Below are 21710 nucleotides of genomic sequence, written 5' to 3'. Positions count from 1 at the left end.
CCGTGAAGGGCAACCACTTCATCTTCGACAACGCCATCCACATGTACAAGCTCACCGAGGACAACTACGACGAGACGTACGGCGGTGGCCGCAAGTCGACGAACGCCCTGGTGGAGTACGCGAAGAAGTACTCGAAGCCGGGTTTCCCCTACGACGACATCTCCGACCGGGAGCTCTCCGTCGAGGACGCCTACCGCCTCATCTTCGAGGAGTCCGACACCGACATCGCCATGGCGCAGACGGTGCCGAGCCACGGCGGCTGGAAGCTCGGCTTCTCCCCGGCGGAGAACAACTACAAGCTGAAGGAGGCATATCCCGACCGGGTGCTCTTCTGCGGCGGCGTCGACCCGATCACGCACGGGCGGTACGGCGCCGTCACCGAGGCGATCCGGCAGATCCGGGAGTGGGGCGCGGTCAGCTTCAAGTTCTACCAGGCCCATTCCGGCGGCGTGTCCTGGCGCATCGACGACCCCGACGTGGCGTATCCGATCTGGGAGGCGTGCCTGGAGCACGGGGTGACGAACGTGCAGTTCCACAAGGGGCTGGCGTTCAACACCCAGCACATCGCCGACCTGGCCCCCTACGACCTGGAGCGCGCGGCCCAGGACTTCCCGGAGATGAACTTCATCGTCCACCACCTCGGCGAGCCGTTCATCGACGAGACCATCAACATCGCCTCGCGCTACGAGAACATCCACCTGGCGCTGACCGCCTGGATCAACCAGTACCCGGTCGCGCCCCGCGCGGCGCTGCACGCGATCGGCAAGTGTCTGCTCCACGTCGGCCCGGACCGGCTGCTCTGGGGCTCGGAGGCGTTCGTGTGGCCCAAGGTGCAGGCGTACATCGACCTGTTCGCGGACATGACGATGCCGGAGGACCTACAGGACGGCTACGGCTACCCCGAGTTGACCGACGAGGTCAAGGACAAGATCTTCGGTCGCAACTTCGCCCGGCTGATGGGGATCGACATCGAGGCGAAGACCGAGGCCCTGTACGGCGCCGGGGCCGCCACCCCGGCCCGCAAGGCGGTGCGCCGTGGCCGCCGCTGACCTGAGCCGTGCGGCCGACCAGGCGTTGGAGGGGAAGGTCCGGCAGCTCGTCGAGGCGCACGGCGGCGGCATCACCGTCGCGGTCGACGACGCGGGCGACGCCCGGGTCAGCTTCAAGGGCCGGTGTCGGGCGTGTCCGTCCGCCCCGGTCACCATGGGCGCGCTGGTGCGCCCGGCGTTGTTGCAGGTCGAGGGCGTCCGCTCGGTGTCCCGGGAGGGCGGCGTGTCCCGCTTCGCCGAGGAGCGGATCGCCCGCATGTTCGGCATCAGCAGCCATCGTCCGGACGAGGAGGAGCAGTCATGAGTGGTCGCACCGGTCGGGCCCCGCGCCGCAACGGATATCGCCGGCGGGATCCGTTCCTGCCGTACCAGGACGAGGCGCCGACGTCGTCCGTGCCGTCCACCGTGGTCAACCGGCCGACGATCGCGCACGCGGCGGCCCGCGCCGCGCTCGACGCCGCGGTGGCGCGGGCCGAGTCGATGGGGCTTCCGGTCACGGTCGCGATCTGTGACGAGAGCGGGGTGCTGAAGGCGTACCAGCGGATGGACGGCGCCCCGCTGGTCACCGTGCAGCTCGCCCAGGACAAGGCGTACACCGCGGTCGGCTTCGGGCTGAGCAGCGACGGATGGTACGACTTCATCAAGGACGACGGGCCGCTCGCCATGGGGGCGCCCGCCGGCATCGACCGGCTGGTCACGTTCGGCGGCGGTTTCCCGATCCGGGTCGACGGAGCGGTCGTGGGCGCGATCGGGGTCAGCGGCGGCCACTACACCCAGGACATGGAGGTCGCCGAGGCCGGTCTGGCGGTGCTCGGGTGACGGCGGCCGTGGACCGGTCCGAGGTCGGCCTGGAGGTCGTCGACGGCGTCGCGGTCATCACGCTCGACGCGCCGCGGCGTCGCAACGCGCTCACCCTCGCGATGGCGCGTGAGCTGGTGGAGACGGTCGCGCGGGTCGACGCCGACCCGCGGGTGCGCGCCGCCGTGGTGCGCGGCGGCGGCGGGCACTTCTGCGCCGGAGCGCACCGGGCCCTGCTCGACGACGTGGCGGAGGATCCCGCGGACCCCCGTCGCTACGCCGACCTCGGCGTCGTCTACGAGTCGTTCCACCGGCTGGGTCGGCTCGGCGTCCCGGTCGTCGCGGCGGTCCGGGGCGCCGCCGTCGGCGCCGGAGTCAACCTGCTGCTCGCCGCGGACGTCCGGGTCGTGGCCGAGAACGCCCGCATCGTCGCGGGTTTCGGCGCGATCGGGTTGCATCCCGGCGGCGGGCACCTGCTGCTCGCCGCCACCGCGCTCGGTCGTTCCGGCGCGGCTGCCATGACACTGCTCAACCAGGAGATCGACGGACGGCGCGCGGCGCAGACCGGACTGGCCTGGGAGTGCGTCGCCGACGACGAGGTGGACGCGCGGGCCCTGGCCCTGGCCGCGCAAGCCCCGGCCGACCCGGAGCTGAGCCGTCAGATCACCGCGTCCTTCCGCCGCTCGGCCGGCCCCGGCGCCGACGCGTGGGAGCAGGCGATGGAGGCGGAGCGGGCCGCGCAGATGTGGTCGCTGCGCCGGCGGGCCGTGCGGTGAGCGGCCCGCTGCACGGCGTACGGGTGCTGGATCTGACCAGTACCTTCTCCGGTCCGTACTGCACCCTCATGCTCGCCGACCTGGGCGCCGACGTGGTCAAGATCGAGCCACCCGGCGGCGACATCGCCCGGCACCTCGGCGCCAGCACCGTGCCGGGCATGGCAGCGGTGTTCCTGAACATGAACCGGGGCAAGCGCAGTGTCGTGCTCGACCTCGGGACGCCGGAGGGGCGGGCGGAACTGGCCCGACTCGTGCCGACCGCCGACGTGCTCGTGCACAACATGCGGCCCGGCGCGGCCGAGCGCCTCGGCCTGTCCTACCCGGACTGCGCGGGTCTGCACCCCGGGCTGGTCTACTGCGCGATCCCCGGGTTCAGCGGCGACAGCCCGCACGCCGACCGCCCGGCGTACGACGACATCATCCAGGGCGCCTCCGGCCTGGCCGCGCTCCAGAGCATCAACCAGGACGAGCCCGGGTACGTCGTCACCCCGGTCGCGGACAAGCTCGCCGGTCTCACCGCCGTCGTCGGGGTGCTCGCCGCGCTGCGCCACCGGGACGAGACCGGTCAGGGACAGCGGGTCGAGGTCCCGATGTTCGACACCATGTTCGCCTTCGGCCTGCTCGAACAACTCGACGGCTGGACGTTCGAGCCACCCGTGGCGCCGCCGGTCTATCCGCGGACGGCCGCCGCCAACCGCCGTCCGTACCGCACCCGTGACGGACACCTCTGCGTCATGATCTACACCGAGCGTCAGTGGCGGCGGTTCCTCGACCGGGCCGGTCGCGGCGCGGTGCTTGACGATCCGCGCTTCAACACCGTCGGCAGGCGGATCGCCAATGCCGACGCGCTGTACGGCATCGTCGCCGAGATCATGAGCACCAGATCCACCGACGAGTGGCTCGCGATCCTCGACCACCTCGACGTGCCGTGCGCGCCGCTGGCCCGCTACGAGGAGCTGTTACGGGACCCGGATCTCGCCGCCCGTGGTGTCGTCTCGCTCGTCGACCACCCGGCTGTCGGGACGCTGCGCAGCATCGCCGCACCCATCAACCTGTCCGCCACCCCGCTCGCGCCGTACCGTCCCGCGCCGATGCTGGGTGAGCACCAGGCGGACGTTCTGGGTACGCCGTGACGTCCGTCGAACGGGCCGAGATCCGGCACCAGTTGGAGCGGTGGCGGCGCGCGGGCCGCTTCGAGCCGCGCTGCGACTCGTGGCTGCTCGGGTACGACGAGGAGTTCAGCCGGTTGCTCGCCGCCCACGGCTGGATCGGGCTCACCTGGGAGCCACGGTACGGCGGGCACGGTCGTGGCTTCGTCGACCGGTTCGTGCTCACCGAGGAACTGCTGCGGGCCGGCGCCCCGGTCGCCGCGCACTGGATCGCCGACCGGCAGATCGGTCCGGCCGTGGCGCGGTGGGGCACCGAGGAGCTGAAGGCGGACGTCCTGCCCCGGATCGCCGCCGGCGAGGCGCGGTTCTGCCTCGGCATGAGCGAACCCGAGGCGGGCTCCGACCTCGCCGCCGTGCGTACCCGCGCCGAGCGGGTCCCCGGCGGTTGGGCGCTGACCGGGCAGAAGGTGTGGTCCAGTCACGCCCACCGGGCCACCCATGCCTACGTCCTGGCCCGCACCGGTGGCACACCGACCGGTCCGGCCCGGCACGAGGGGCTGACCGAGTTCGTCCTCGACCTCGACCAGCCGGGCGTCACCGTCCGGCCGATCCCGGATCTGCGCGGTCCGGGTCACTTCTGCGAGGTCTTCCTCGACGGTGCCGTCGTGCCCGACGCCTGGGTGCTCGGCGTCGTCGGCAACGGCTGGTCCCAGGTGACCGACCAGCTCTCGTTCGAGCGGGGCGGGCCCGAGCGCGTCCTGAGCACGTACCCCCTGCTGCGCCTGATGCTCGCCGCCGCCGGCAACGGGGGGTGCGGCGAACTCGTCGCCCGGCTCACCGCGCTGCGGGCCCTCGGCCGGCAGGTGGCGGCCCGGATGGACGCGGGGGAGGCGCCGGTCTCCGCCGCCGCGACGCTCAAGCTGCTCGGCAACCGGTTCGAGGCCGACGTCATCGAGGCGGCTCGCGGACTGACCCGTGCCGAGGTGGGCGCGGCGGCATGGCCCCGGTTCGTCGCGATGCTCGCGGACGCGCAGCTGTCCGCGCCCGGTTTCACGCTGCGCGGCGGCACGACGGAGGTGCTCGGAGTGCTCGTCGCCCGGGCCGCCCTGAAGGAGGCGCGATGACGTCGACGGCCGATCCGGTGGCGGACGCCGCGGTGGCGCGGCTGCGTACCGCCGTGGACATGGCCGCGGTGTGGCGCATCACCCGGGAGGAACAGTGGCACCTGCTGGCCGTGGCCGAGACCGACGGTGGGTACGGGGGATCGCTCGCCGACCTCGCCGCTGTCGTACGGGCCATCGCCGCCGCCGGGCTGTCGGCCCCGGTGCCGGAGCTGTACGCCGGGGCGCTGGGCGGCGCCGTCGGGGTGGCACTGCCGATCGGGCCGGGGGAGGCGCTGACGCCGTGGGGGCGCTGGTGCGCCGATGTGCTCGTGCTCGACGGAAGCGACGCCGTGGTGCCGGTTCGGGACCTGCGGGAGGGGTGGAACATCGCGGGGGAGCCGGTCGACGAGATGGCCGTACCTGCCTCGGGTCAGGCGGGCGGGTCGGTGCTGGCGCGTTGGCGGGTGTTGCACACCGCACGGCTGGCCGGGGCGATCGAGGCGGCGGTGGGGCGTACCGCCTCCTACGCGGAGACCCGGGTGCAGTTCGGCCGACCGATCGCCCGCTTCCAGGCCGTGGCGTCACTCGTGGCCGAGGCGCACGCCCAGTCGGTGCTCACGGCGGCCGTGCTCGACCGTGCGCTGACCGAGACGGATGACCCGGCCTCGGTGCTGAGCGCGCACGCGGTCGCGGCGCGGGCCGCCGGTGTCGTCGCGCGGATCGCGCACCAGGTGCACGGGGCGATCGGCGTGACGCAGGAACTGGGGCTGGAGCGGCTGACCCGGCGACTGTGGGCGTGGCGGGACCTGTGGCAGCCCGAGTTCGCGGTCGAGCGCGTCCTCACGGCCGGCGTGGCCGCGCGCGGGGAAGACTACTTCTGGAGTGCTGATGGATGACTCGTTGACCGGCCGGACGGCCGTCGTGACCGGAGCCGGTTCCGGTATCGGCCTCGAGATCGCGCAGAGGTTCGCCGGCGAGGGCTGTCACCTCGTGGTCGCCGACCTGGACCCGTCCGCGTGTGAGCGGTTACCCGGCGTCACGGTGGTTGCCGCCGACCTGGGTACGGCGGAGGGCGTGCGACGTGTCACCGACGCCGCCGCCACCGCCTTCACCGGAGTCGACATCCTGGTGAACAACGTGGCCGTGGCACCGTATCGCGACTCGTTCACCGCTATCGACGACGCGGCGTGGCAGCGCACGTGGGAAATCAACGTGATGTCGTGCGTACGCCTGTGCCGAGCGATCGTCCCGAGGATGGCCGAGCGCGGCGGCGGCAGCGTCGTGAACATCGGCTCCGAGGCCGCCCGGCACCCCAAGCCGTACCTGGTCGACTACGCGGTGAGCAAGGCCGCGCTGCTGGCCCTGGCCAAGGCGCTGTCGATGGAGTACGGCCCGGCGGGGGTCCGGGTCAACACGGTGGCGCCGGGTCCGACCCGCACGTCGACCATGGAGGTCTTCCTCGCCTCGCTCGCACAGCGGCTCGGCATCGACACCGAGGCGGCGGCGGACCACTTCGTGCACGAGATGCGCCGGCTGGCGCTGGGCCGGATGAACGAGCCGGCGGACGTCGCCGCCGTCGTGCGTTTCCTCGCCGGCCCGGCCTCCCGCCAGGTGACCGGCGCCGAGTACTCCGTCAACGCGGGCTCGACGGCGTCGATCTAGGGCCTGGCGCGACGGGGGCCGCCGGCCCCCGTCGCGCCTGCCGTCGGGTCAGCCCTTGCGCCACTTCTGGCCGGTGGTGCCGTTGCAGTCCCACAACTGGAGCCGGGCCCCGTCGGCGGTGTTGCGGTCCTTGATGTCGACGCACCTGTTGGCCTGGGGGTTGACCAGGTCACCGGCGGCGGTGAGGGTGAACTGCTGGGCGCCGGTGCCGTTGCAGGCGTAGAGCTGGACGGTCGCGCCGTTGGCGGTCGAGCCGCCGTCGACGTCCATGCACTTGCCGTTCTGGCTGCGCAGCGCCGAACCGCTGAACGTCCACTTCTGCGCGTTGGTGTTGTTGCAGTTCCACATCTGCAGCGGGGCGCGGTCGACGAAGTTCGAGCTGGGCACGTCGACGCACTTGTTGTTGAGGCTGCTGACAAGCGCGGTCGCGGTGCTCGTCGAGCCGCCGCCGAACGGGCTGAGGATCAGCCCGGCGGAGCGGGGGTCGCCGTCGTGCACGAGCGACTCGAACGCGCCGACGTCGTCGAAGGCGAACGCGTACGCCTTGCCGTCGGCCATGTTGGCGTGGATCAGCCGGGCGTACTGGTTGGTGGGGGAGTTGCGGTAGAAGGCGGCGGCGTCGGTGCTGGGCTGGGTGTCGACGGTGCCGAGCGTGCCGCGGTTCAGCGCCGCGCAGAGCGTACGCGAGATCGGGCCGACCACCTGGTCGTTCGGCGCGGGCAGGTCGCCGTCGCAGCCCCACACGCTCGCCGACGAGGGCCGCTTGAACGAGGCGACCACCTGACCGCTGCCGTTGGTGAAGCTCATGGTGGTGCCCGAGGTGCGGCCGTAGTAGCGGACGGACGGCTGGTCGGCGAAGGGCGCCACGGTGAGCGTCTTCGTGGTGTACGCGTTCCAGGCGGCGGCGATGTAGGAGTCGAGGTAGGTGGCGCTGAGCAGGCCGGCGCCGGCCGCCTTGCCCGGGGCGAGCACCCGCAATACGGTGCCGTCCGAGCGGGTCTGGACCGTGTTGGCCCAGCCGGACTGGGCCCGGATCCCGTCGATGACCGCGTTGCGCCCGTTCGCCACCACGTCGCCGGTCCGCCGGGTGACGCCGTTGGATCCGGTCACGGTCACCGCGTGCGGCACCGCGAACATGTCGACCTGCGAGCTGTTCAGCCACAGGCCCGAGTCGTTGTAGGTGAACTCGCTCCAGTCGAAGAGGATGTCGCGGTTGGCGTCGCCGGCCGCCCACGGCGCGGGCTGCACGAGGCCGTCGGGCGTGAGGAGGAACTTCAGCTTCTGCCCGAGCGCGAAGTAGACGCGGCCGGAGAAGCCGCGCGGGAACTGGAGGGTGGTGCTGCCGCCGTTGCCGGGGCCGGGGATGGAGGCGTCCGGCGCCGGCGACGGCGGGATCTGCCCGCCGGTCCAGGCCACGAACGCGCCGGACGCGGTCACGTAGCCGAGCCGGCCGGTGGACAGTTGGGTGCCGATGACGTACAGGTGCACGGCGTCGGCGCGGCCGGTGGTGTTGGTGACGGTGACGGGCAGCAGGCTCGGGCCGATCGCCTGCGCGGGCGCGGCGAGGGGCGGGCCGCTACCAAGTGCGACGAGCAGGGTTGACGCGGCGGCGAGCAGCCGTTTCCGAAGACGCATGGGACACCTCGTTGGTGGCGGAGAGCGGCGGAGAGCGCTCTCTCAGCGTCTATCTGGAAACAAAGTTTGTCAATACGTTTCCGGCGAATTGTCCGGCCGGTACCGGGCGAAGGCGTCCATCCGGCCCCAGCGGCCGGGCACGTTCAGCAGGGCGATGTGCTCGAACGTCGGCGGCAGCGCCGGGATCGTGGCGAGATGGTCCTCGTGCGGATCGAGGCCGAGCAGGGTGCGCAGCAGCAGCAGCGGAGCCCCGCTGGACCAGGCCTGCGGGCTGCCGGCGGTCGGGTAGCGGACCGGGTAGCGGGTGGTCCGGCGGTCGAAGCCGCCGAACGCCTCCGGCAGGCGTCCCTCGAAGTAGGCGGCGGCGGAGATGATGGCCTCGGCGATCCGGCCGGCCTCGTCGGTGAAGCCGTAGCGCCGCAGCCCCCAGGCGATGAAGGAGTTGTCGAACGGCCACACGGTGCCGGTGTGGTAACCCAGCGGGTTGTAGCGGCCCTGCCCCTCGGCCAGCGTGCGGACGCCCCAGCCGGAGAACAGGGCCGGGCTCATCAGATGCTCGGCCACCCGGGCGGCCCGCTCCGGTGGCACGATGCCGCTCCACAACAGGTGCCCGATGTTGGAGGTCAGGCTGTCCACCGGGGTGCCGTCCGGGTCGAGGGCCACCGCGTACCAACCGCGATCCTCCAGCCAGAAGTCGCGGTTGAAGCGCTCGTACAACGCCGCCGCCTCCCGTTCGAGCCGGTCGGCGAAGGCCGCGTCGTGCCAGATCTCGCGCGCGAGCCGGGCCGCGCGGATCTTCGCGTCGTAGGCGTACCCCTGGGCCTCGCACGTCGACCGGGGGAAGCCCGGCAACCGGCCGTCGGCGTAGGAGATGCTGTCGCAGGAGTCCTTCCAGCACTGGTTCTCCAGCCCCGTCTCCACGTTGCGTCGCTGGTAGGAGAGGTAACCGGCGCCGGTGAGGTCGGCGGGACCAGCCATCCAGGTCAGCGCCGCGCGTGTCTCCGGTTCGAGTTCCCGGACCAGCGCGGTGTCCCCGCTCCACCGTTCGTACTCGTCGAGCAGCACCACGAACAGCGGGGTCGCGTCGACCGTCCCGTAGTACGGCGAGTGGGGTTGCTCCTCGAACGCCGCGGACTCGCCGTAACGCAGTTCGTGCAGGATCCGCCCGGGGTCCTCCTCCAACACGTCGTCGTTCCGCGCGCCCTGGAGCGAGGCGAGGATGCGCAACGTCGGCGGGGTCAGCGCCGGCGTGAACGGGAGCGTCTGGAGGCAGGTGAGCAGGCTGTCGCGGCCGAACAGCGTCATGAACCAGGGCAGGCCGGCGGCCGGCACGGTGGCGCCGCCGAGCGAGAGCGGCGCGAAGCGGAGCGCGGCCAGGTCCACCAGGCTGCGGTGGTACACCTGCCGCAGGGTGGCGCTGTCGGTGTCCAGCGTCGGCGCCGCGGCCACCCAGGCCCGCACGCTCTCGGGCAGGACTGACGCGTCCGACCGCAGGGAGCGGGGCCCGGCCCGCAGGTCGACGCCGTCGGGCCGCCACGCCCGCATCTCCGCCCGCAGCTCGACCGACCAGTCGGCGCCGGGCTCCAGCCGGACCGTGAACCGGATGTCGTCGGGGGTGAACGTGGCCGGCCGGTCGGCGGTGATGGAAACCTCCCGGTGGAAGGTGTCGCGGCGGTAGCCCAGCCGCAACCCGTCCGGCGCGACCTCGGTGTACAGCTCGCCGGTCTTGACGCCGACGTCGAACTTGATCTCGAAGATGTCGGCGAAGTCGGCCGCCACCTCCAGCCGGACGTCCACCTCCCGCGGTTGTTCGCCGAAGTTGAAGACGGTGATCGACTCGGTCAGGTCGGCGTCGATGCGCCGTCGCCGGATGGCCGACACGTCCGCCTGCACGTAGTCCATCTGACCGCCGGGGACCAGGAAGAACGCCGCCTCGAAGTAGTGGCTGTCGTCCACCGACAGGGCCGTCATCCGCTCACCGTCCACCGTGAGCACCCAGCGCGACAGGTATCGGCTGTCGACGGTGAACAGGCCGACCGGCGCCGCCGTCGAGGACTCGATGTCGCCGGAGCTGTCCGACACGATGAACGTGTTGCCGTCGATGCACGACACCGTGCCCGGCGCGTCCTTCATCCGACACCGCCGTCGGGCCCGCCCGGCCGGGCGCCCGCCTCCGCCCGCGACGGGAAGAGCCGCCCGATCCGCAGGGCCAGGCCGAGATCCCCGTCGACCAGGATCTCGCCCCGGCTGATCGCGGCCAGCCCGTTCATCCCGCCCGCCGCCATCGCCTCGGCGGTCCGCTCCGAGGTGGTGATGACGGTGGAGGCGGGGCCGGCGTCGTGACTGACGCGAAGGTGTCCCCGGTCGATGTCGAGTCGCCAGTGCCGCAGTCCGCCGTCGCCGCGGATGTCGATCCGGACGCTGCCGCAGACCTTGCCGAGCCGGGCGTCGTACCCCATCGCCGACAACTGGTCGAAGAAGGCGTCGGCAGACGTCATCTGGCCTCCTCGGGAGCGGCTGCCGGAGCGCTCGGCGCGTACCCCCTGCGCCGGCACGCTAACCTGCTCGTCGAGCGACGCCGGCGATCTCGTCCGATAATGGGTCGATGACGAATCCCGACCTCGACCCCGAGGTGTACCCGCCGTTGGACCCGCGCGAGGACGTGCCGGACGATCCGGGGGAACTCCTCCCGGAGACGCCCGACGAGCTGCCGGAGGCGCCGGTCGAGCCGATGCCCGACGACGGGGAGCCCGGAGGCGTCCCCGAACCGGCCTGACCCGCGGCCGGCGGGCCGCCCCGGTCCGCCGAACACGCCCGCTACGCCGACGGGCGCTGCTCGAACCAGTCGAACGCGGCGGTGCCGGCCGTCACGTACATGCCGATGACCCGTCCGGTGAAGCCGGCCGCGACCTCGGTGGACAGGTAACGGCCGTCGAGTTCGGCAAGCAGGTGGGTGCCGTCGGCGGTGGCCACCTCGAACGTGACCATGTCGCAGCCGGCGGGCCGTACGCCGAGGGGCGCGACGCCGGCCGCCGGCTCGGCGGCCGAGGTCACGGTCGGCGGGCGGAGGTCGTGGGTCCGGGTGGCGACGGTCAGGACGAGCGGACCGCCGTCGACCGCGAGGGTGGCGAAGACCTGGTGGAACGGCCCGACCCGGCCGACGACCCGCACGGTGCCGTCGCGGACCTCCAGGTCGTAGTGGTGTGCCTCGTCGATCCGGATGGTGAGCCCGGCGGTGCCGCCACCCGGGTCCAGGCGTGCGCTGGCGCGGCAGTCGTGGTGCCGCTGGCGCATCCCCACGATCGTCGCGCCGGCGCGGTCAAGGGTCGTCCCGGTGGCGTGCAGGGTCAGCCATCCGGGCCGGGCGGTGAGCGACCAGGCCGCGTCGGGCCGGGCGCGGGGCGAGATCCACTCCGGTGCGAGGACGGCCGAGTCGAAGTCGTCGCGGTGCGGAGCGGTCTCGACCTGGATCGCGCCGGCCGGGGCGGTGCCGGCGGGCGCGGGGGTGACCTCCCGGACGGGGTCGACGACCGGCCAGCCGTCCACCCAGCGCACCGGCGCGAGGAAGGTCTCCCGGCCGAGGACGTGGTAGGGCGGCCACTGCCCCCGGGCCCGGATGCCGAGCAGGAGCATCCACCAACTGCCGTCGGCGGCCTGGACCAGGTCGGCGTGCCCGGTGGCCTGCACCGGCAGGTCGGTGCTCCGATGGGTGAGGATCGGGTTGACCGGCGCCGGTTCGTAGGGGCCCCGGGGGCTGCGCGACCGGGCGACCGAGACGGCGTGCCCGGTGTGCGTGCCGCCCTCGGAGAGCAGCAGGTACCACCAACCGTCGATCGGGTAGAGATGCGGGGCCTCCGGATACTGGCCGCCGGTGCCCGACCACAGGTGGATCGGGCCCTCCAGGACCCGGCCCCGTTCCGGGTCGATCCGGTAGAGGTCCACGCCGGAGGTGGTCAGCCAGCAGTTGCCCTCGTCGTCCCAGGCCAGCGACGGGTCGACGTGCGGCAGGTCGAACCAGGCCGGCTCGGACCAGGGGCCGGTGGGATCCGGGGCGGAGACGATGAGGTGCCGGCCCACGCTGACGTTCGTGGTGACCACCCAGAACCGGCCGTCGTGGTGGCGGATGGTGGGCGCGAAGATGCCCTGGGACGCCACGGTGTCCGGCGGGAGCGGTAGCTGGCTCGGCCGGTCCAGGACGTTGCCGATCTGCCGCCAGTTGACCAGATCCCGGCTGTGCAGGAGCGGCACCCCCGGGACGTACTCGAAGCTGGAGCAGACCAGATAGTAGTCCGCCCCGACCCGGCAGACGCTCGGGTCGGGGTGGAAGCCGGGCACGACCGGATTGCGGTAGGACGAGCCTGCGGACACGAGCGACCACCCCCGACAAAATGTTCACGATAACGTCAGACGTCTTGACGCCGCTGACCCATCCACGAAACCCTATGGATCTGAGGCGGCAACCGCCGGGAGTCCGGTGGCCGACCCCATGCGGGACATCAACATTCATGGTGCGGACGGGCGGCACCTGTTAGCGCTAACAGCGAACGCGCTCGCGCGCCGCGTCGCCCCCGTGCGTCTCGGCGAGCGGTGCGCCACCTGCTCCGAAAGGGATGGTAGGCATGAGGATGCTCGCTCGCGGTCGCCGGACGGCCACCGCGTTGGCGGCCGGACTGCTGCTGGTGACGGCCGGAGCCGCCACCGTGCTGCGCACACCCGAGGCGCTCGCCCTCGCCAACGGTGCGGCTCGTACGCCGCCGATGGGGTGGAACAGTTGGAACACGTTTGGTTGCAATATCAGTGAGTCGTTGATCCGGCAGATGGCGGACGCGATGGTGAGTTCTGGTATGCGGGATGCCGGGTATGAGTATGTGGTGGTGGATGACTGTTGGATGAACCCGAATCGGGATTCGGCGGGGAATCTGCAGGGGGATCCGGGTCGGTTTCCGTCGGGGATGAAGGCCCTGGGTGACTACATTCATGCGCGGGGGTTGAAGTTCGGGATCTATCAGGGTCCGTTGACGAAGACGTGTGCGCAGTATTTCAACAGTTATCCGGGGTCGACGGGGGCGCAGGGGCATGAGGTGCAGGACGCGCGGCAGTTCGCGTCCTGGGGGGTGGACTATCTGAAGTACGACTGGTGTTCGCCGTCTGGGTCGATCGATGAGCAGGTGCGGGTGTTCAACCTGATGCGTGATGCCCTGGCGGGGACGGGTCGGCCGATCGTGTACAGCATCAACTCCAACAGTGTGCATTCGAAGACGGGTCCGCAGCGGGACTGGGGTGATGTGGCGAACATGTGGCGGACCACGGAGGACATCACGAACACGTGGAACTCGGGGCAGACCAACGGGTATCCGATGGGGATCCAGAACATTGTGGACGTGACGGTGCCGCTTGCGGGGCGGGCGAGGCCGGGGGCGTTCAACGACATGGACATGTTGGAGGTGGGTCGGGGTGGGATGACCGACACGGAGATGCGGAGTCATTTCGCGTTGTGGGCGGTGTTGGCGTCGCCGTTGATCGCGGGTAACGACCTGCGGAACATGAACGCGGCGACGCAGACGATTCTGAAGAATCCGACGTTGATCGGGATCAGTCAGGATGCGTTGGCGTTGCAGGCGGCGCAGGTGTCGTTCGACGGTACCCGCCGGGTGTTGGCGAAGCGGTTGGCCAACGGTGATGTGGCGGTGGCGTTGTTCAACCAGGGCAGTGGCACCACCACGATCTCCACCACCGCGGCGGCCGTCGGGCTGTCGGGCAGCAACTTCACGCTACGCGACGCGTGGACCAACACCACCTCCAGCAGCACCGGCGCGATCTCGGCGAGCGTGCCCGGCCACGGCACCGTCGTCTACCGGGTCAGCGGGGGGACCGGCACTCCCACCCCCACGCCGACCGTCACGCCGACCGTCAGCCCGTCGCCCACCGTCCCGCCGACCACCCCGCCGCCGTCCACCGGCGCCTGCCAGGTCACGTACGCGATCACCGGCCAGTGGCCGGACGGGTTCCAGGGCGACGTGACGGTCCGCAACACCGGGACCACAGCGGTCAACGGATGGACCCTGCGGTGGTCCTTCGCCAACGGCCAGCAGATCAACCAGGCGTGGGGCGCCACCTACACCCAGAGCGGCGCGCAGGTCACCGCCACGAACGTCGCCTACAACGGCGCCATCAGCCCGGGCGGCACCGTGACCTTCGGCTTCCTCGCCGGCTGGTCCGGTGGCAATTCGAAACCGACCGCGTTCACCCTCAACGGCCAGAGCTGCGACGTCGCCTGACCCGATGCGGCCGGGGGCCGGTCGCGGCGCAGCGCCACGACCGGCCTCCCGGCCCGAATCGACCTTGACCGATAACTGAGGGATGATGCACGGATGAGGATCGTCGACGCACGGGTGATCGTGTCCTGCCCCGGCCGCAACTTCGTGACCCTGAAGATCCTCACCGACGACGGGGTCACCGGCGTCGGTGACGCCACCCTCAACGGCCGGGAACTGGCCGTCGCGTCCTACCTGCGAGACCACGTCGTGCCGCTGCTGGTCGGGCGCGACCCGGCCCGGATCGAGGACACCTGGCAATACCTCTACCAAGGGTCGTACTGGCGGCGCGGGCCGGTCACCATGAGCGCCATCGCGGCGGTCGACACCGCGCTGTGGGACATCAAGGGCAAGGTCGCCGGGCTGCCCGTCTACCAGCTCCTCGGCGGCCGGTCCCGGGAGGGCGTGACCGTCTACGGCCACGCCAACGGGGAGACCGTCGACGAGGTGCTCACCGAGGTCGCCCGCTTCGTCGACCTCGGCTACCGCGCGGTGCGCGTGCAGTGCGGCGTGCCCGGCCTGCCCCGGACGTACGGCGTCAGCGCCGACAAGATGTTCTACGAGCCGGCCGACGCCGCGCTGCCGACGGAGACGACCTGGTCCACCGAGGCGTACCTGGCGCACGTGCCGACGGTGTTCGCCCGGGTCCGCGACGAGTTCGGCCCCACCCTCCGGCTGCTGCACGACGTGCACCACCGGCTCACCCCGATCGAGGCGGCCCGGCTCGGCAAGAGCCTGGAACCGTACGCGTTGACCTGGATGGAGGATCCGGTCCCGGCGGACCTGCCGGAGGGCTTCCGGCTCATCCGGCAGCACACCACCACGCCGATCGCCGTCGGCGAGGTCTTCAACAGCGTCTGGGACACCGCCCAGCTCATCCGGGAACAGCTCATCGACTACGTCCGGACGACCGTGGTCCACGCCGGCGGTCTCACCCACCTGCGCCGCATCTTCGACCTCGCCGCGCTGCACCACGTCCGCAGCGGCTCGCACGGGGCCACCGACCTCTCCCCGGTCTGCATGGCCGCCGCGCTGCACCTGGACCTCGCCATCCCCAACTTCGGCCTCCAGGAATACATGCGGCACACCGCGCTCACCGACGAGGTCTTCCCGCACGGCTACCACTTCGACGACGGCTACCTGCATCCCGCCGAGACCCCCGGCCTCGGCGTGGACATCGACGAGGAGGCCGCGGCCCGCTACCCGTACGCGCCGGCCTACCTGCCGGTGAACCGGTTGACCGACGGCACCGTCCACCCCTGGTGAGCGCGTCCGGGGTCAGTGGATGCGGCGACCGTGGGCGTCCGGCACCCCCGACTTGCGGAAGAAGTACGTGTTGACCTGGTCCCGCCACTCGACGGCGCTGCGGAACTGCTCGTCGAGGCGTTCGGCCACCCGCTCGTACACCGCCGGCGCGACCGCCCCGGCGAGCGCCTGCCACCGCCGGCGCATCACCGCCACCTCCTCGACACCGGCGAAGTGCGTGTCGTAGATGTGCTGGATCACGGTGCGCCCGCTGTGCAGGACGTGCCGGTAGGGGACGTGGTGGAAGAAGAGCAGCAGCTCGTCCGGGCACCGCTGGAGTGACTCGTACACCTCCGACCACGGCTTCGGATACTGGCCGGTGAAGCCGGTCCCGGTCGCCCGGGTGCGGTCCACCCCGACACCGTCGCGGTCGGCGAAGTGGTAGGTGCCCCACGCGGTGTACTCGTACCCGTCCACGTCCGGCCCGTAGTGGTGGCCGGGCCGCACCATGAAGCCGACGCCGAGCGGCGCGGTGTAGCGCTCGTAGGTGCGCCAGGAGTCATCCATGATCGCGTGCAGCGTCCGGCGTACCAACTCCGGATCGCCCGTGGTCGTCGGCAGCCAGGTCAGCTCGATCCACTCGTCGAGGATCGCGTCCGGGTCCAGCCGGGGATCCCAGGCGAGCCGGCCGAAGGCGTACAGATTCGCCTGGGCCAGCGGATGCCCGGTCCAGAACGGGTCGTCGCCCACGTTGGCCACCGCGACCAGGCCGCCACCGGCGTCCCCGGCGACCACGTCGGCGACCGTTGCGCCGCCCTCGCCCCACGGCGGGAACCGCAACACCTCGGCCCACCACGGCCCGAGGTGGCAGACGTGCCGCTGCTGGCCCGTGTACTCCTGCGTCACCTGCAACTCCACCGCCACCCGGGTGGCCGGCATGGCGGCGATCACCGGCGACACCGGCTCGCGCACCTGGAAGTCCAGCGGACCGAACTTCACCTGGAGGATCACGTTGTCCCGGAACCGCCCGTCGAGCGGGGTGAAGTGGTCGTGGGCGGCCCGGGCCCGGTCCGTCGACCGGTCCCGCCAGTCCTGGTGGTGGTCGTAGACGAACGCCCGCCAGCGCACCACGCCGCCGTGCGGGGCGAGCGCGTCGGCGAGCAGGTTCGCCCCCTCGGCGTGGTCGCGCCCGTAGGTGAACGGGCCCGGACGGCCCTCGGAGTCGGCCTTCACCAGATAGCCGCCGAAGTCGGGGATCCGCTGGTAGACCCGCTGGGTGGCGGCGACCCACCAGGCCCGTACCCGGTCGTCCAGCGGATCGGCGGTGGGCAGGCCGCCGAGGACCACCGGGGCGGCGAAGGTCACCGCCAGATGCACCCGGACGCCGTACGGGCGGAGCACGTCCGCGATCTCGGCCACGTCGTCGAGCCGGTCGGTCAGCAGCCGCGCCTCGGTGTCGTGCACGTTGACGTTGTTCACCGAGATCGCGTTGACACCACAGGCGGCGAGCAGACGCCCGTAGTCACGCAGCCGGGTCAGGTCGCGCCGGGCGGCGCCGTCGTGCCAGAAGATCGAACCGCCGGCGTAGCCGCGCTCGATCTGCCCCGACACCTGGTGCACGGCGACGTTGTCCCAGTGGTCGAGCATCCGCCGGGCCAGGGCGGGCTGGTGCCGCCGTGCGGGACGGTCGTCGTCGAAGGCCGCCGCGCCGAGCCGGACCACGTGGAACAGCCCGTACAGCAGGCCGGCCGGCGCGTCGGCCAGCACCACCGTCACGCCGTTCACCCGGGCCAGCAGGAAGCCCTCGTCGCCGAGGGACCCGTCGCCGACACCGTCCACGGCCGGCGTGGCGCGGAGCCGTGCCGCCTCCGCCGCCGCGTTCGCGACCGGACCGTCGTCGCGCGAGGCGAGCACCAGGTCGGCGTCCACGTCCCAGGGCGGGGAGTGCCAGACCCGGCCGCCGTACCTGGCGCAGGCCCGCGTCACCTCGTCGAGGACGGTGTCGACGAGCGGACCGTCGCCGTGCACCAGCACGTCCCGGGAACCGAGGGCCCGGAACGCCTCCGGCGGCAGCCAGGCGGCGTGCCAGGTCACCTCGCCGGGGTGGGCGGTGGCCTGGCCAGTGGGCACGCTCACGAGGTGAACTCCCTCCGGACGTCGTCGATCATCGGCTCGTTGATCCGCAGGAGCGCCAGTACGACGAGCGCGGCGAGCAACGCGAGCGTCACCTCGGACAGGACCGCGGTGACGCCGGCGACCGCGGCCAGCAGCACGGCGTTGCCGAACGTGACGCCCGGCCGGCGGACCAGGAAGTACAGGGCCAGCCGGACCGCGTCGCGGGTGCGGAAGTCGAACAGCGAGACGATCACCAGGGCGTTGACCCCGGCCAGGAGCACCCCCGCCCCGACCAGCGCCAGCGGCGCCGCCCACCAACCCGGTACGGCCGCGGCGGGCAGGTGGGCGAGGTTCACCGCGATGACGGCCAGCCACAGCAGCGTCGGGGCCCAGACCCGCAGCACGCCCGGCAGGTTGGCCCGGTAGGCCCGGCGGAACGCGGCGGCGGGGCGCAGGTCGGTCAGGTCGGGCCGCTGGTGGCGCAGGGTGTGCAGGGCGGCGGAGACGGCCGGGCCGACCGGCAGCAGCGCGACCGCGACCAGCGGGAGGTTGCTGGCGTCGCGGTCGAGCAGCACCAGCGCGACCAGCCCGGGCAGCACGCCGAGCAGTAGCCACAGCTCCACCGCGAGCAGCGTGTAGACGACCGCGGCGGCCCGCGACAACGGCCCGTCGCCGAACTCCCGCCGGCTGCCCGCCGCGTCGCTCACGGCCGCACCTCGGGCCCCGGGCCGGCCGGCGGGTCGTCGGTGGGGTCGAGCAGCCGGTCGTCCCACCACGGCGGGGTCTCGTCCACCACGGGGGTCAGCTCGACGAGGGTCACCTCGTGCCGGCCGAGGGTCAGGTCGAGGTCGACCCGCCCGGCGGTGACCGGCAGGGCCCGGTGGCTGCGGGCCGGCTCGGCGGTCTCCCGCAACACGTCGAGCTGCCGGGGACGCGGCGACTGCGGGCTGCCCAGCTCCCGCCAGGCCGCCCAGGCGTTGCCGGCGTCCTCGCTCACCGACGACCGGAGCTGGAACGCCGACGCGGTGCCCGGCGGACCGAGCGGGACCGACAACGCGAGGGTGTGCCGCTCGGGCGCCGGCTCCCGGCCGGTGACGTCCACCGGCGCCCAGGCCAGCACCGCGACCCGGCCGTCCGGGTGGCGGGTGACGAGATGGTCCGGCCCGCGCGCCAGCACCGCGTCGCCGAGCCGGGCCATGAAGGCGTACAGGTGGTAGGTGGGTTTCTTGACCTGCCGGTGGGTGAGCAGGCCGAAGCCGCCGTGCATCAGCGCGGTGGGGATGCCCGCCTCCTCGAACACGTCGCTGAAGGTCCAGTACGAGAAGGAGTCGACCAGGTCCCCGCCGCCGGCCAGCACCGGCGCGAGGTAGGCGGCGTGGAAGGCGGTGTCGTGGATCGGGTTGTCCGGCCGGTAGGAGGAGTTGAACTCGGTGATGTGCACCGGGAGGTCGGCGAGCGCGGTCCCGGCCAGGTGCCGGCGGGGCGCGGCGAACTGGTCGAGCAACTCCGCCGCCGGGGCCAACGCCTGCCGGGTGCCGAACGGCACATGCCGCGCCGGGCCGGAGGTGTAGGCGTGCCGGCTGACGAAGTCGACAGGCACCCCGCGGTCGGTGACGAACTCGGCGAACGGTACCCACCACTCGTCGGCCCCGGGGGAGATGGCCGGGCCGCCGACCTGGAGCGCCGCGTCGACGTCCTTGACCGCGTGCGCCGACACCTCGTACAGGCGGTGGTAGGCGGCCCGGTCGGCGTCCTGCCAGAAGTCGGTCAGGTTGGGCTCGTTCCACACCTCGATCGGCCAGCCGCGTACCTCGTCGAGGCCGTACCTGTCGACCAGGTGGGCCACCGTGGCCCGGACCAGGTCGCTCCACTCGGTGAGGCTGCGCGGTGGCGTGACGTTGCCCCGCCACCAGAACACCGTCTGCTCGCCGGAGGCGAGCGCCGAGGGCATGAAGCCCAGCTCCACGAAGGGCCGGATGCCCAGGTCGAGGTACGCGTCGACGACCTGGTCGACGTACGTGAAGGCGTGCCGGACCCGGCGTTCGCCCCGGTGCTCGTACGGGCGGTGCACACCGACGCCGTCGCTGAGCAGGCCGTGCCCGCGGATGTGCCGGAAGCCGATCTCCCGCTGCACGAGGGCCAGCGAGTCCTGATAGTCGCGCCGAAGGGCCAGGTCGAACCGCCCGGTGCCGACGCACGCGCGCCAGGCACCGGGCAGCCGGCCGGTGGGCCGCTCGGGAACGGTGACGCGCATCAGCCGTGGTTCTTGCGGTACCGCTCGTACGCCTTGTTGACCAACTCGGTGTACGCCTCCGCGTTCTTGCCCTTCAGTTCGGCGACGTAGGCGTCCCATTCACTCAGCGGCCGTTGGCCGAGGGCGAACTTCAGCGTGTTCGCGGTGACGTGGTCCTTCAGCGCGGTGGCCCACAGCGTGGTCTGCTCCTGCTCCTCGTCGCTGAGCGGCGCGGGCGGCGGGGTCACCCAGGGCGCGGGCTTGCGGGCGTTCATCTCCTTCTGGAACTCCAGTTCCTCGGGGGAGAAGAACGACTGCACCAGGTCGAGCTTGCCGCCGTAGGCGAAGACGCCGTTGTAGAAGCCGAAGTCCTTCTGGAGGTGCTTGCTGCCGGTGGGGTTGAGCCCGAGCACGTCGACGTCCGGCGCGAGGGTGCGCTTGCCCGAGGCGTCCCGGGAGTACGTGGTGCCCTCGACGCCCCACTTGGCGAACTCCTCGCCGGCTTCGGAATACCAGAGCCAGTCGATGAACTGCATCATGGCCACGAAGTTCTTGCTGTCCCGGGCCTTGCTGGAGATCATCACGCCGTTCTCCAGCCGGCTCGCCGGGTTGACCGGGCCGGCCGGACCGATCGGGAACATGATCTTTTTGAAGCGGGCGTTCGGGTTGAGCTTCGCGCTGTCCGGGCGGTAGTCGTTGACGATGGACTGCGCGTTGGCGCTGATCACGAACGACTTGCCGCTGGCGAGCTTCTGGCGGGCCTGGTCGTCGGTCTGGGTGAACGTCTCCGGGTCGAGCAGCCCCTCGGCGACCAGCTTGTGGAGATACTCCACCACCTGGCGCCACCGGTCCGAGCCGCCGGTGAAGACGTACTTCCCGGCGCTCTCGTCCCAACTCGTCGGCTGGTAGTTCCAGCCGGCGCCCTGGAGGCCGTACGCGAGGGCGAGCATGTTCAGCAGGTTGCCGGCCGGGTTGGGCTTGCCGAACCGGTCGGAGAAGGGATAGAGGTCCGGGTGGGCCGCCTTCATCGCCTTGAGCATCGTGTAGACCTCGTCCCACGAGGTCGGCGACGGGATGTTCAGCTGCTCCAGGACATCGGTGCGGACCGCGAGCGTGTAGTCCTGCCACGGCTTCTCGTGCAGGCCGGGCAGCAGGTAGAACTTGCCGTCCTCCTGCCGCAGCGTGTCCATCTCCGGCTGGAGGTTCCACTTCTCCAGCTTCTCCTTGAAGTGCGGCATCAGGTCGAGGTAGTCGCTGACCGGCAGGATGGCGCCGGAGGAGACGTACTGGTTCTCCTGCGGGTGGTAGGTCTTCGGGATGATGAGCGGGGCGTCGCCGGAGCCGACGAGCACGCTGCGCTTCTGCTCGTAGTCGCTGAGCGGGACCGCCACCGGGTCCAGCTTGACGTTCGTGCGCTTGGCCAGCTCGCTCCAGAACAACCAGTCGGTCTTGAGCGGATAGTTCGGGTGGTTGTTGTAGAGGATCGAGAAGGTGAGCGGCTCGGTGGCCGTGAACTGGTCCCCGACGCCGTACTTGTCCATCGCGCCCGCGCGGTTGCGGTCGAGGTCCTTCTTCTCGGGGGTGTCGTCGCCGCAACCGGCCAGGGAGACGACGGCGGCTGCGCCGGTGGCGAACAGCACCTGGCGTCGGGACAGCTGGACCATGGTGTTC

The 21710-nt window shown here is 71.7% G+C and carries 19 protein-coding genes; 11 read left to right on the top strand and 8 right to left on the bottom strand.

The genetic code is table 11. From position 1 onward, the window contains the following. Positions 1 to 2: 2 nt before the first annotated feature. Genes O7613_RS13050 through O7613_RS13015 form a run of 8 tightly spaced genes read left to right on the top strand, consistent with a single transcriptional unit; the run spans position 3 to position 6497 of the window. Positions 3 to 1049: an amidohydrolase family protein gene (locus O7613_RS13050; protein ID WP_282294093.1), complete on the top strand. Its 1047-nt coding sequence runs from the start codon at positions 3 to 5 to the stop codon at positions 1047 to 1049. Continuing rightward, complete coding sequence (locus O7613_RS13045) at positions 1036 to 1353, top strand: NifU family protein (RefSeq protein WP_281588326.1); 318 nt, start codon at positions 1036 to 1038, stop codon at positions 1351 to 1353. The genes O7613_RS13050 and O7613_RS13045 overlap by 14 nt, the downstream gene beginning before the upstream one ends. Beyond that, positions 1350 to 1868 carry a heme-binding protein gene (locus O7613_RS13040; protein WP_281588328.1) on the top strand — a complete coding sequence of 173 codons (519 nt, stop codon included), beginning with the start codon at positions 1350 to 1352 and terminating at the stop codon, positions 1866 to 1868. Before O7613_RS13045 ends, O7613_RS13040 begins: the two co-directional genes overlap by 4 nt. Then, positions 1865 to 2623: an enoyl-CoA hydratase-related protein gene (locus O7613_RS13035; RefSeq protein ID WP_282294090.1), complete on the top strand. Its 759-nt coding sequence runs from the start codon at positions 1865 to 1867 to the stop codon at positions 2621 to 2623. The genes O7613_RS13040 and O7613_RS13035 overlap by 4 nt, the downstream gene beginning before the upstream one ends. Beyond that, the gene (locus O7613_RS13030) at positions 2620 to 3756 is read left to right on the top strand and encodes a CoA transferase (protein WP_281588332.1); all 1137 of its coding nucleotides are present in this window, start codon (positions 2620 to 2622) and stop codon (positions 3754 to 3756) included. Before O7613_RS13035 ends, O7613_RS13030 begins: the two co-directional genes overlap by 4 nt. Next, on the top strand, positions 3753 to 4856 hold the full coding sequence (locus tag O7613_RS13025) for an acyl-CoA dehydrogenase family protein (RefSeq protein WP_282294089.1): 1104 nt from the start codon (positions 3753 to 3755) through the stop codon (positions 4854 to 4856). Before O7613_RS13030 ends, O7613_RS13025 begins: the two co-directional genes overlap by 4 nt. Beyond that, positions 4853 to 5731 (top strand): acyl-CoA dehydrogenase family protein, encoded by an 879-nt coding sequence (locus tag O7613_RS13020; protein WP_282294088.1) that lies wholly within the window; start codon positions 4853 to 4855, stop codon positions 5729 to 5731. Before O7613_RS13025 ends, O7613_RS13020 begins: the two co-directional genes overlap by 4 nt. Beyond that, positions 5724 to 6497 carry an SDR family oxidoreductase gene (locus O7613_RS13015; RefSeq protein WP_281588338.1) on the top strand — a complete coding sequence of 258 codons (774 nt, stop codon included), beginning with the start codon at positions 5724 to 5726 and terminating at the stop codon, positions 6495 to 6497. The genes O7613_RS13020 and O7613_RS13015 overlap by 8 nt, the downstream gene beginning before the upstream one ends. Positions 6498 to 6545: 48 nt before the next feature. Here the strand turns inward: O7613_RS13015 and O7613_RS13010 are convergent, their stop codons facing one another. The 3 genes from O7613_RS13010 to O7613_RS13000 all read right to left on the bottom strand — a co-directional run bounded on the left by O7613_RS13010 (position 6546) and on the right by O7613_RS13000 (position 10630). Further along, positions 6546 to 8132, bottom strand: coding sequence for a beta-1,3-glucanase family protein (locus O7613_RS13010; protein ID WP_282294085.1), 1587 nt, complete (start codon positions 8130 to 8132; stop codon positions 6546 to 6548). 69 nt (positions 8133 to 8201) lie between these two features. After that, positions 8202 to 10265 carry a glycogen debranching N-terminal domain-containing protein gene (locus tag O7613_RS13005; RefSeq protein WP_282294084.1) on the bottom strand — a complete coding sequence of 688 codons (2064 nt, stop codon included), beginning with the start codon at positions 10263 to 10265 and terminating at the stop codon, positions 8202 to 8204. Beyond that, the gene (locus O7613_RS13000) at positions 10262 to 10630 is read right to left on the bottom strand and encodes an SCP2 sterol-binding domain-containing protein (RefSeq protein ID WP_281588342.1); all 369 of its coding nucleotides are present in this window, start codon (positions 10628 to 10630) and stop codon (positions 10262 to 10264) included. Before O7613_RS13000 ends, O7613_RS13005 begins: the two co-directional genes overlap by 4 nt. Before the next feature lie 107 nt (positions 10631 to 10737). On the opposite strand from O7613_RS13000, the gene O7613_RS12995 reads away from it, so the two are divergent. After that, positions 10738 to 10908: a hypothetical protein gene (locus tag O7613_RS12995; RefSeq protein WP_281588344.1), complete on the top strand. Its 171-nt coding sequence runs from the start codon at positions 10738 to 10740 to the stop codon at positions 10906 to 10908. Between the two features lie 41 nt (positions 10909 to 10949). Here O7613_RS12995 and O7613_RS12990 read toward each other — a convergent pair whose 3' ends face one another. Beyond that, complete coding sequence (locus O7613_RS12990) at positions 10950 to 12500, bottom strand: glycoside hydrolase family 43 protein (protein WP_282294082.1); 1551 nt, start codon at positions 12498 to 12500, stop codon at positions 10950 to 10952. A 257-nt stretch (positions 12501 to 12757) separates the two neighbouring features. Here O7613_RS12990 and O7613_RS12985 point away from each other — a divergent pair, with 257 nt between their 5' ends. Further along, entirely contained in the window at positions 12758 to 14410 is a 1653-nt protein-coding gene (locus O7613_RS12985) for a cellulose binding domain-containing protein (RefSeq protein WP_282294080.1), read from the top strand. Between the two features lie 93 nt (positions 14411 to 14503). Further along, complete coding sequence (gene manD, locus O7613_RS12980; RefSeq protein ID WP_282294078.1) at positions 14504 to 15712, top strand: D-mannonate dehydratase ManD; 1209 nt, start codon at positions 14504 to 14506, stop codon at positions 15710 to 15712. A gap of 12 nt (positions 15713 to 15724) precedes the next feature. Here the strand turns inward: manD and O7613_RS12975 are convergent, their stop codons facing one another. From O7613_RS12975 to O7613_RS12960, 4 genes are read right to left on the bottom strand one after another with little or no spacing between them, the layout of a single operon-like run. Beyond that, the gene (locus O7613_RS12975; RefSeq protein WP_281588350.1) at positions 15725 to 17827 is read right to left on the bottom strand and encodes an alpha-glucuronidase; all 2103 of its coding nucleotides are present in this window, start codon (positions 17825 to 17827) and stop codon (positions 15725 to 15727) included. Next, positions 17824 to 18513, bottom strand: a complete 690-nt coding sequence (locus O7613_RS12970; RefSeq protein ID WP_282294076.1) for a hypothetical protein — start codon at positions 18511 to 18513, stop codon at positions 17824 to 17826. Before O7613_RS12970 ends, O7613_RS12975 begins: the two co-directional genes overlap by 4 nt. Next, positions 18510 to 20060 carry a xylan 1,4-beta-xylosidase gene (locus O7613_RS12965; protein WP_282294074.1) on the bottom strand — a complete coding sequence of 517 codons (1551 nt, stop codon included), beginning with the start codon at positions 20058 to 20060 and terminating at the stop codon, positions 18510 to 18512. The genes O7613_RS12970 and O7613_RS12965 overlap by 4 nt, the downstream gene beginning before the upstream one ends. Then, the gene (locus O7613_RS12960) at positions 20060 to 21703 is read right to left on the bottom strand and encodes an extracellular solute-binding protein (protein ID WP_282294072.1); all 1644 of its coding nucleotides are present in this window, start codon (positions 21701 to 21703) and stop codon (positions 20060 to 20062) included. The genes O7613_RS12965 and O7613_RS12960 overlap by 1 nt, the downstream gene beginning before the upstream one ends. Positions 21704 to 21710 lie beyond the last annotated feature (7 nt).

This window comes from Micromonospora sp. WMMD975, from assembly GCF_029581215.1.
Lineage (GTDB): Bacteria > Actinomycetota > Actinomycetes > Mycobacteriales > Micromonosporaceae > Micromonospora.
This window is presented reverse-complemented; position numbering and strand designations above follow the sequence as displayed.

What these genes read in the sequence shown, in the direction of transcription:
- O7613_RS13040 (WP_281588328.1), top strand. Translation starts at nt 1,350, where the DNA reads ATGAGTGGTCGCACCGGTCGGGCCCCGCGCCGCAACGGATATCGCCGG.
- O7613_RS13015 (WP_281588338.1), top strand. Translation starts at nt 5,724, where the DNA reads ATGGATGACTCGTTGACCGGCCGGACGGCCGTCGTGACCGGAGCCGGT.
- O7613_RS13010 (WP_282294085.1), bottom strand. Translation starts at nt 8,132, where the DNA reads ATGCGTCTTCGGAAACGGCTGCTCGCCGCCGCGTCAACCCTGCTCGTC.
- O7613_RS12995 (WP_281588344.1), top strand. Translation starts at nt 10,738, where the DNA reads ATGACGAATCCCGACCTCGACCCCGAGGTGTACCCGCCGTTGGACCCG.
- O7613_RS13000 (WP_281588342.1), bottom strand. Translation starts at nt 10,630, where the DNA reads ATGACGTCTGCCGACGCCTTCTTCGACCAGTTGTCGGCGATGGGGTAC.
- O7613_RS12985 (WP_282294080.1), top strand. Translation starts at nt 12,758, where the DNA reads ATGCTCGCTCGCGGTCGCCGGACGGCCACCGCGTTGGCGGCCGGACTG.
- O7613_RS12965 (WP_282294074.1), bottom strand. Translation starts at nt 20,060, where the DNA reads ATGCGCGTCACCGTTCCCGAGCGGCCCACCGGCCGGCTGCCCGGTGCC.
- manD (WP_282294078.1), top strand. Translation starts at nt 14,504, where the DNA reads ATGAGGATCGTCGACGCACGGGTGATCGTGTCCTGCCCCGGCCGCAAC.
- O7613_RS12960 (WP_282294072.1), bottom strand. Translation starts at nt 21,703, where the DNA reads ATGGTCCAGCTGTCCCGACGCCAGGTGCTGTTCGCCACCGGCGCAGCC.
- O7613_RS13005 (WP_282294084.1), bottom strand. Translation starts at nt 10,265, where the DNA reads ATGAAGGACGCGCCGGGCACGGTGTCGTGCATCGACGGCAACACGTTC.
- O7613_RS13020 (WP_282294088.1), top strand. Translation starts at nt 4,853, where the DNA reads ATGACGTCGACGGCCGATCCGGTGGCGGACGCCGCGGTGGCGCGGCTG.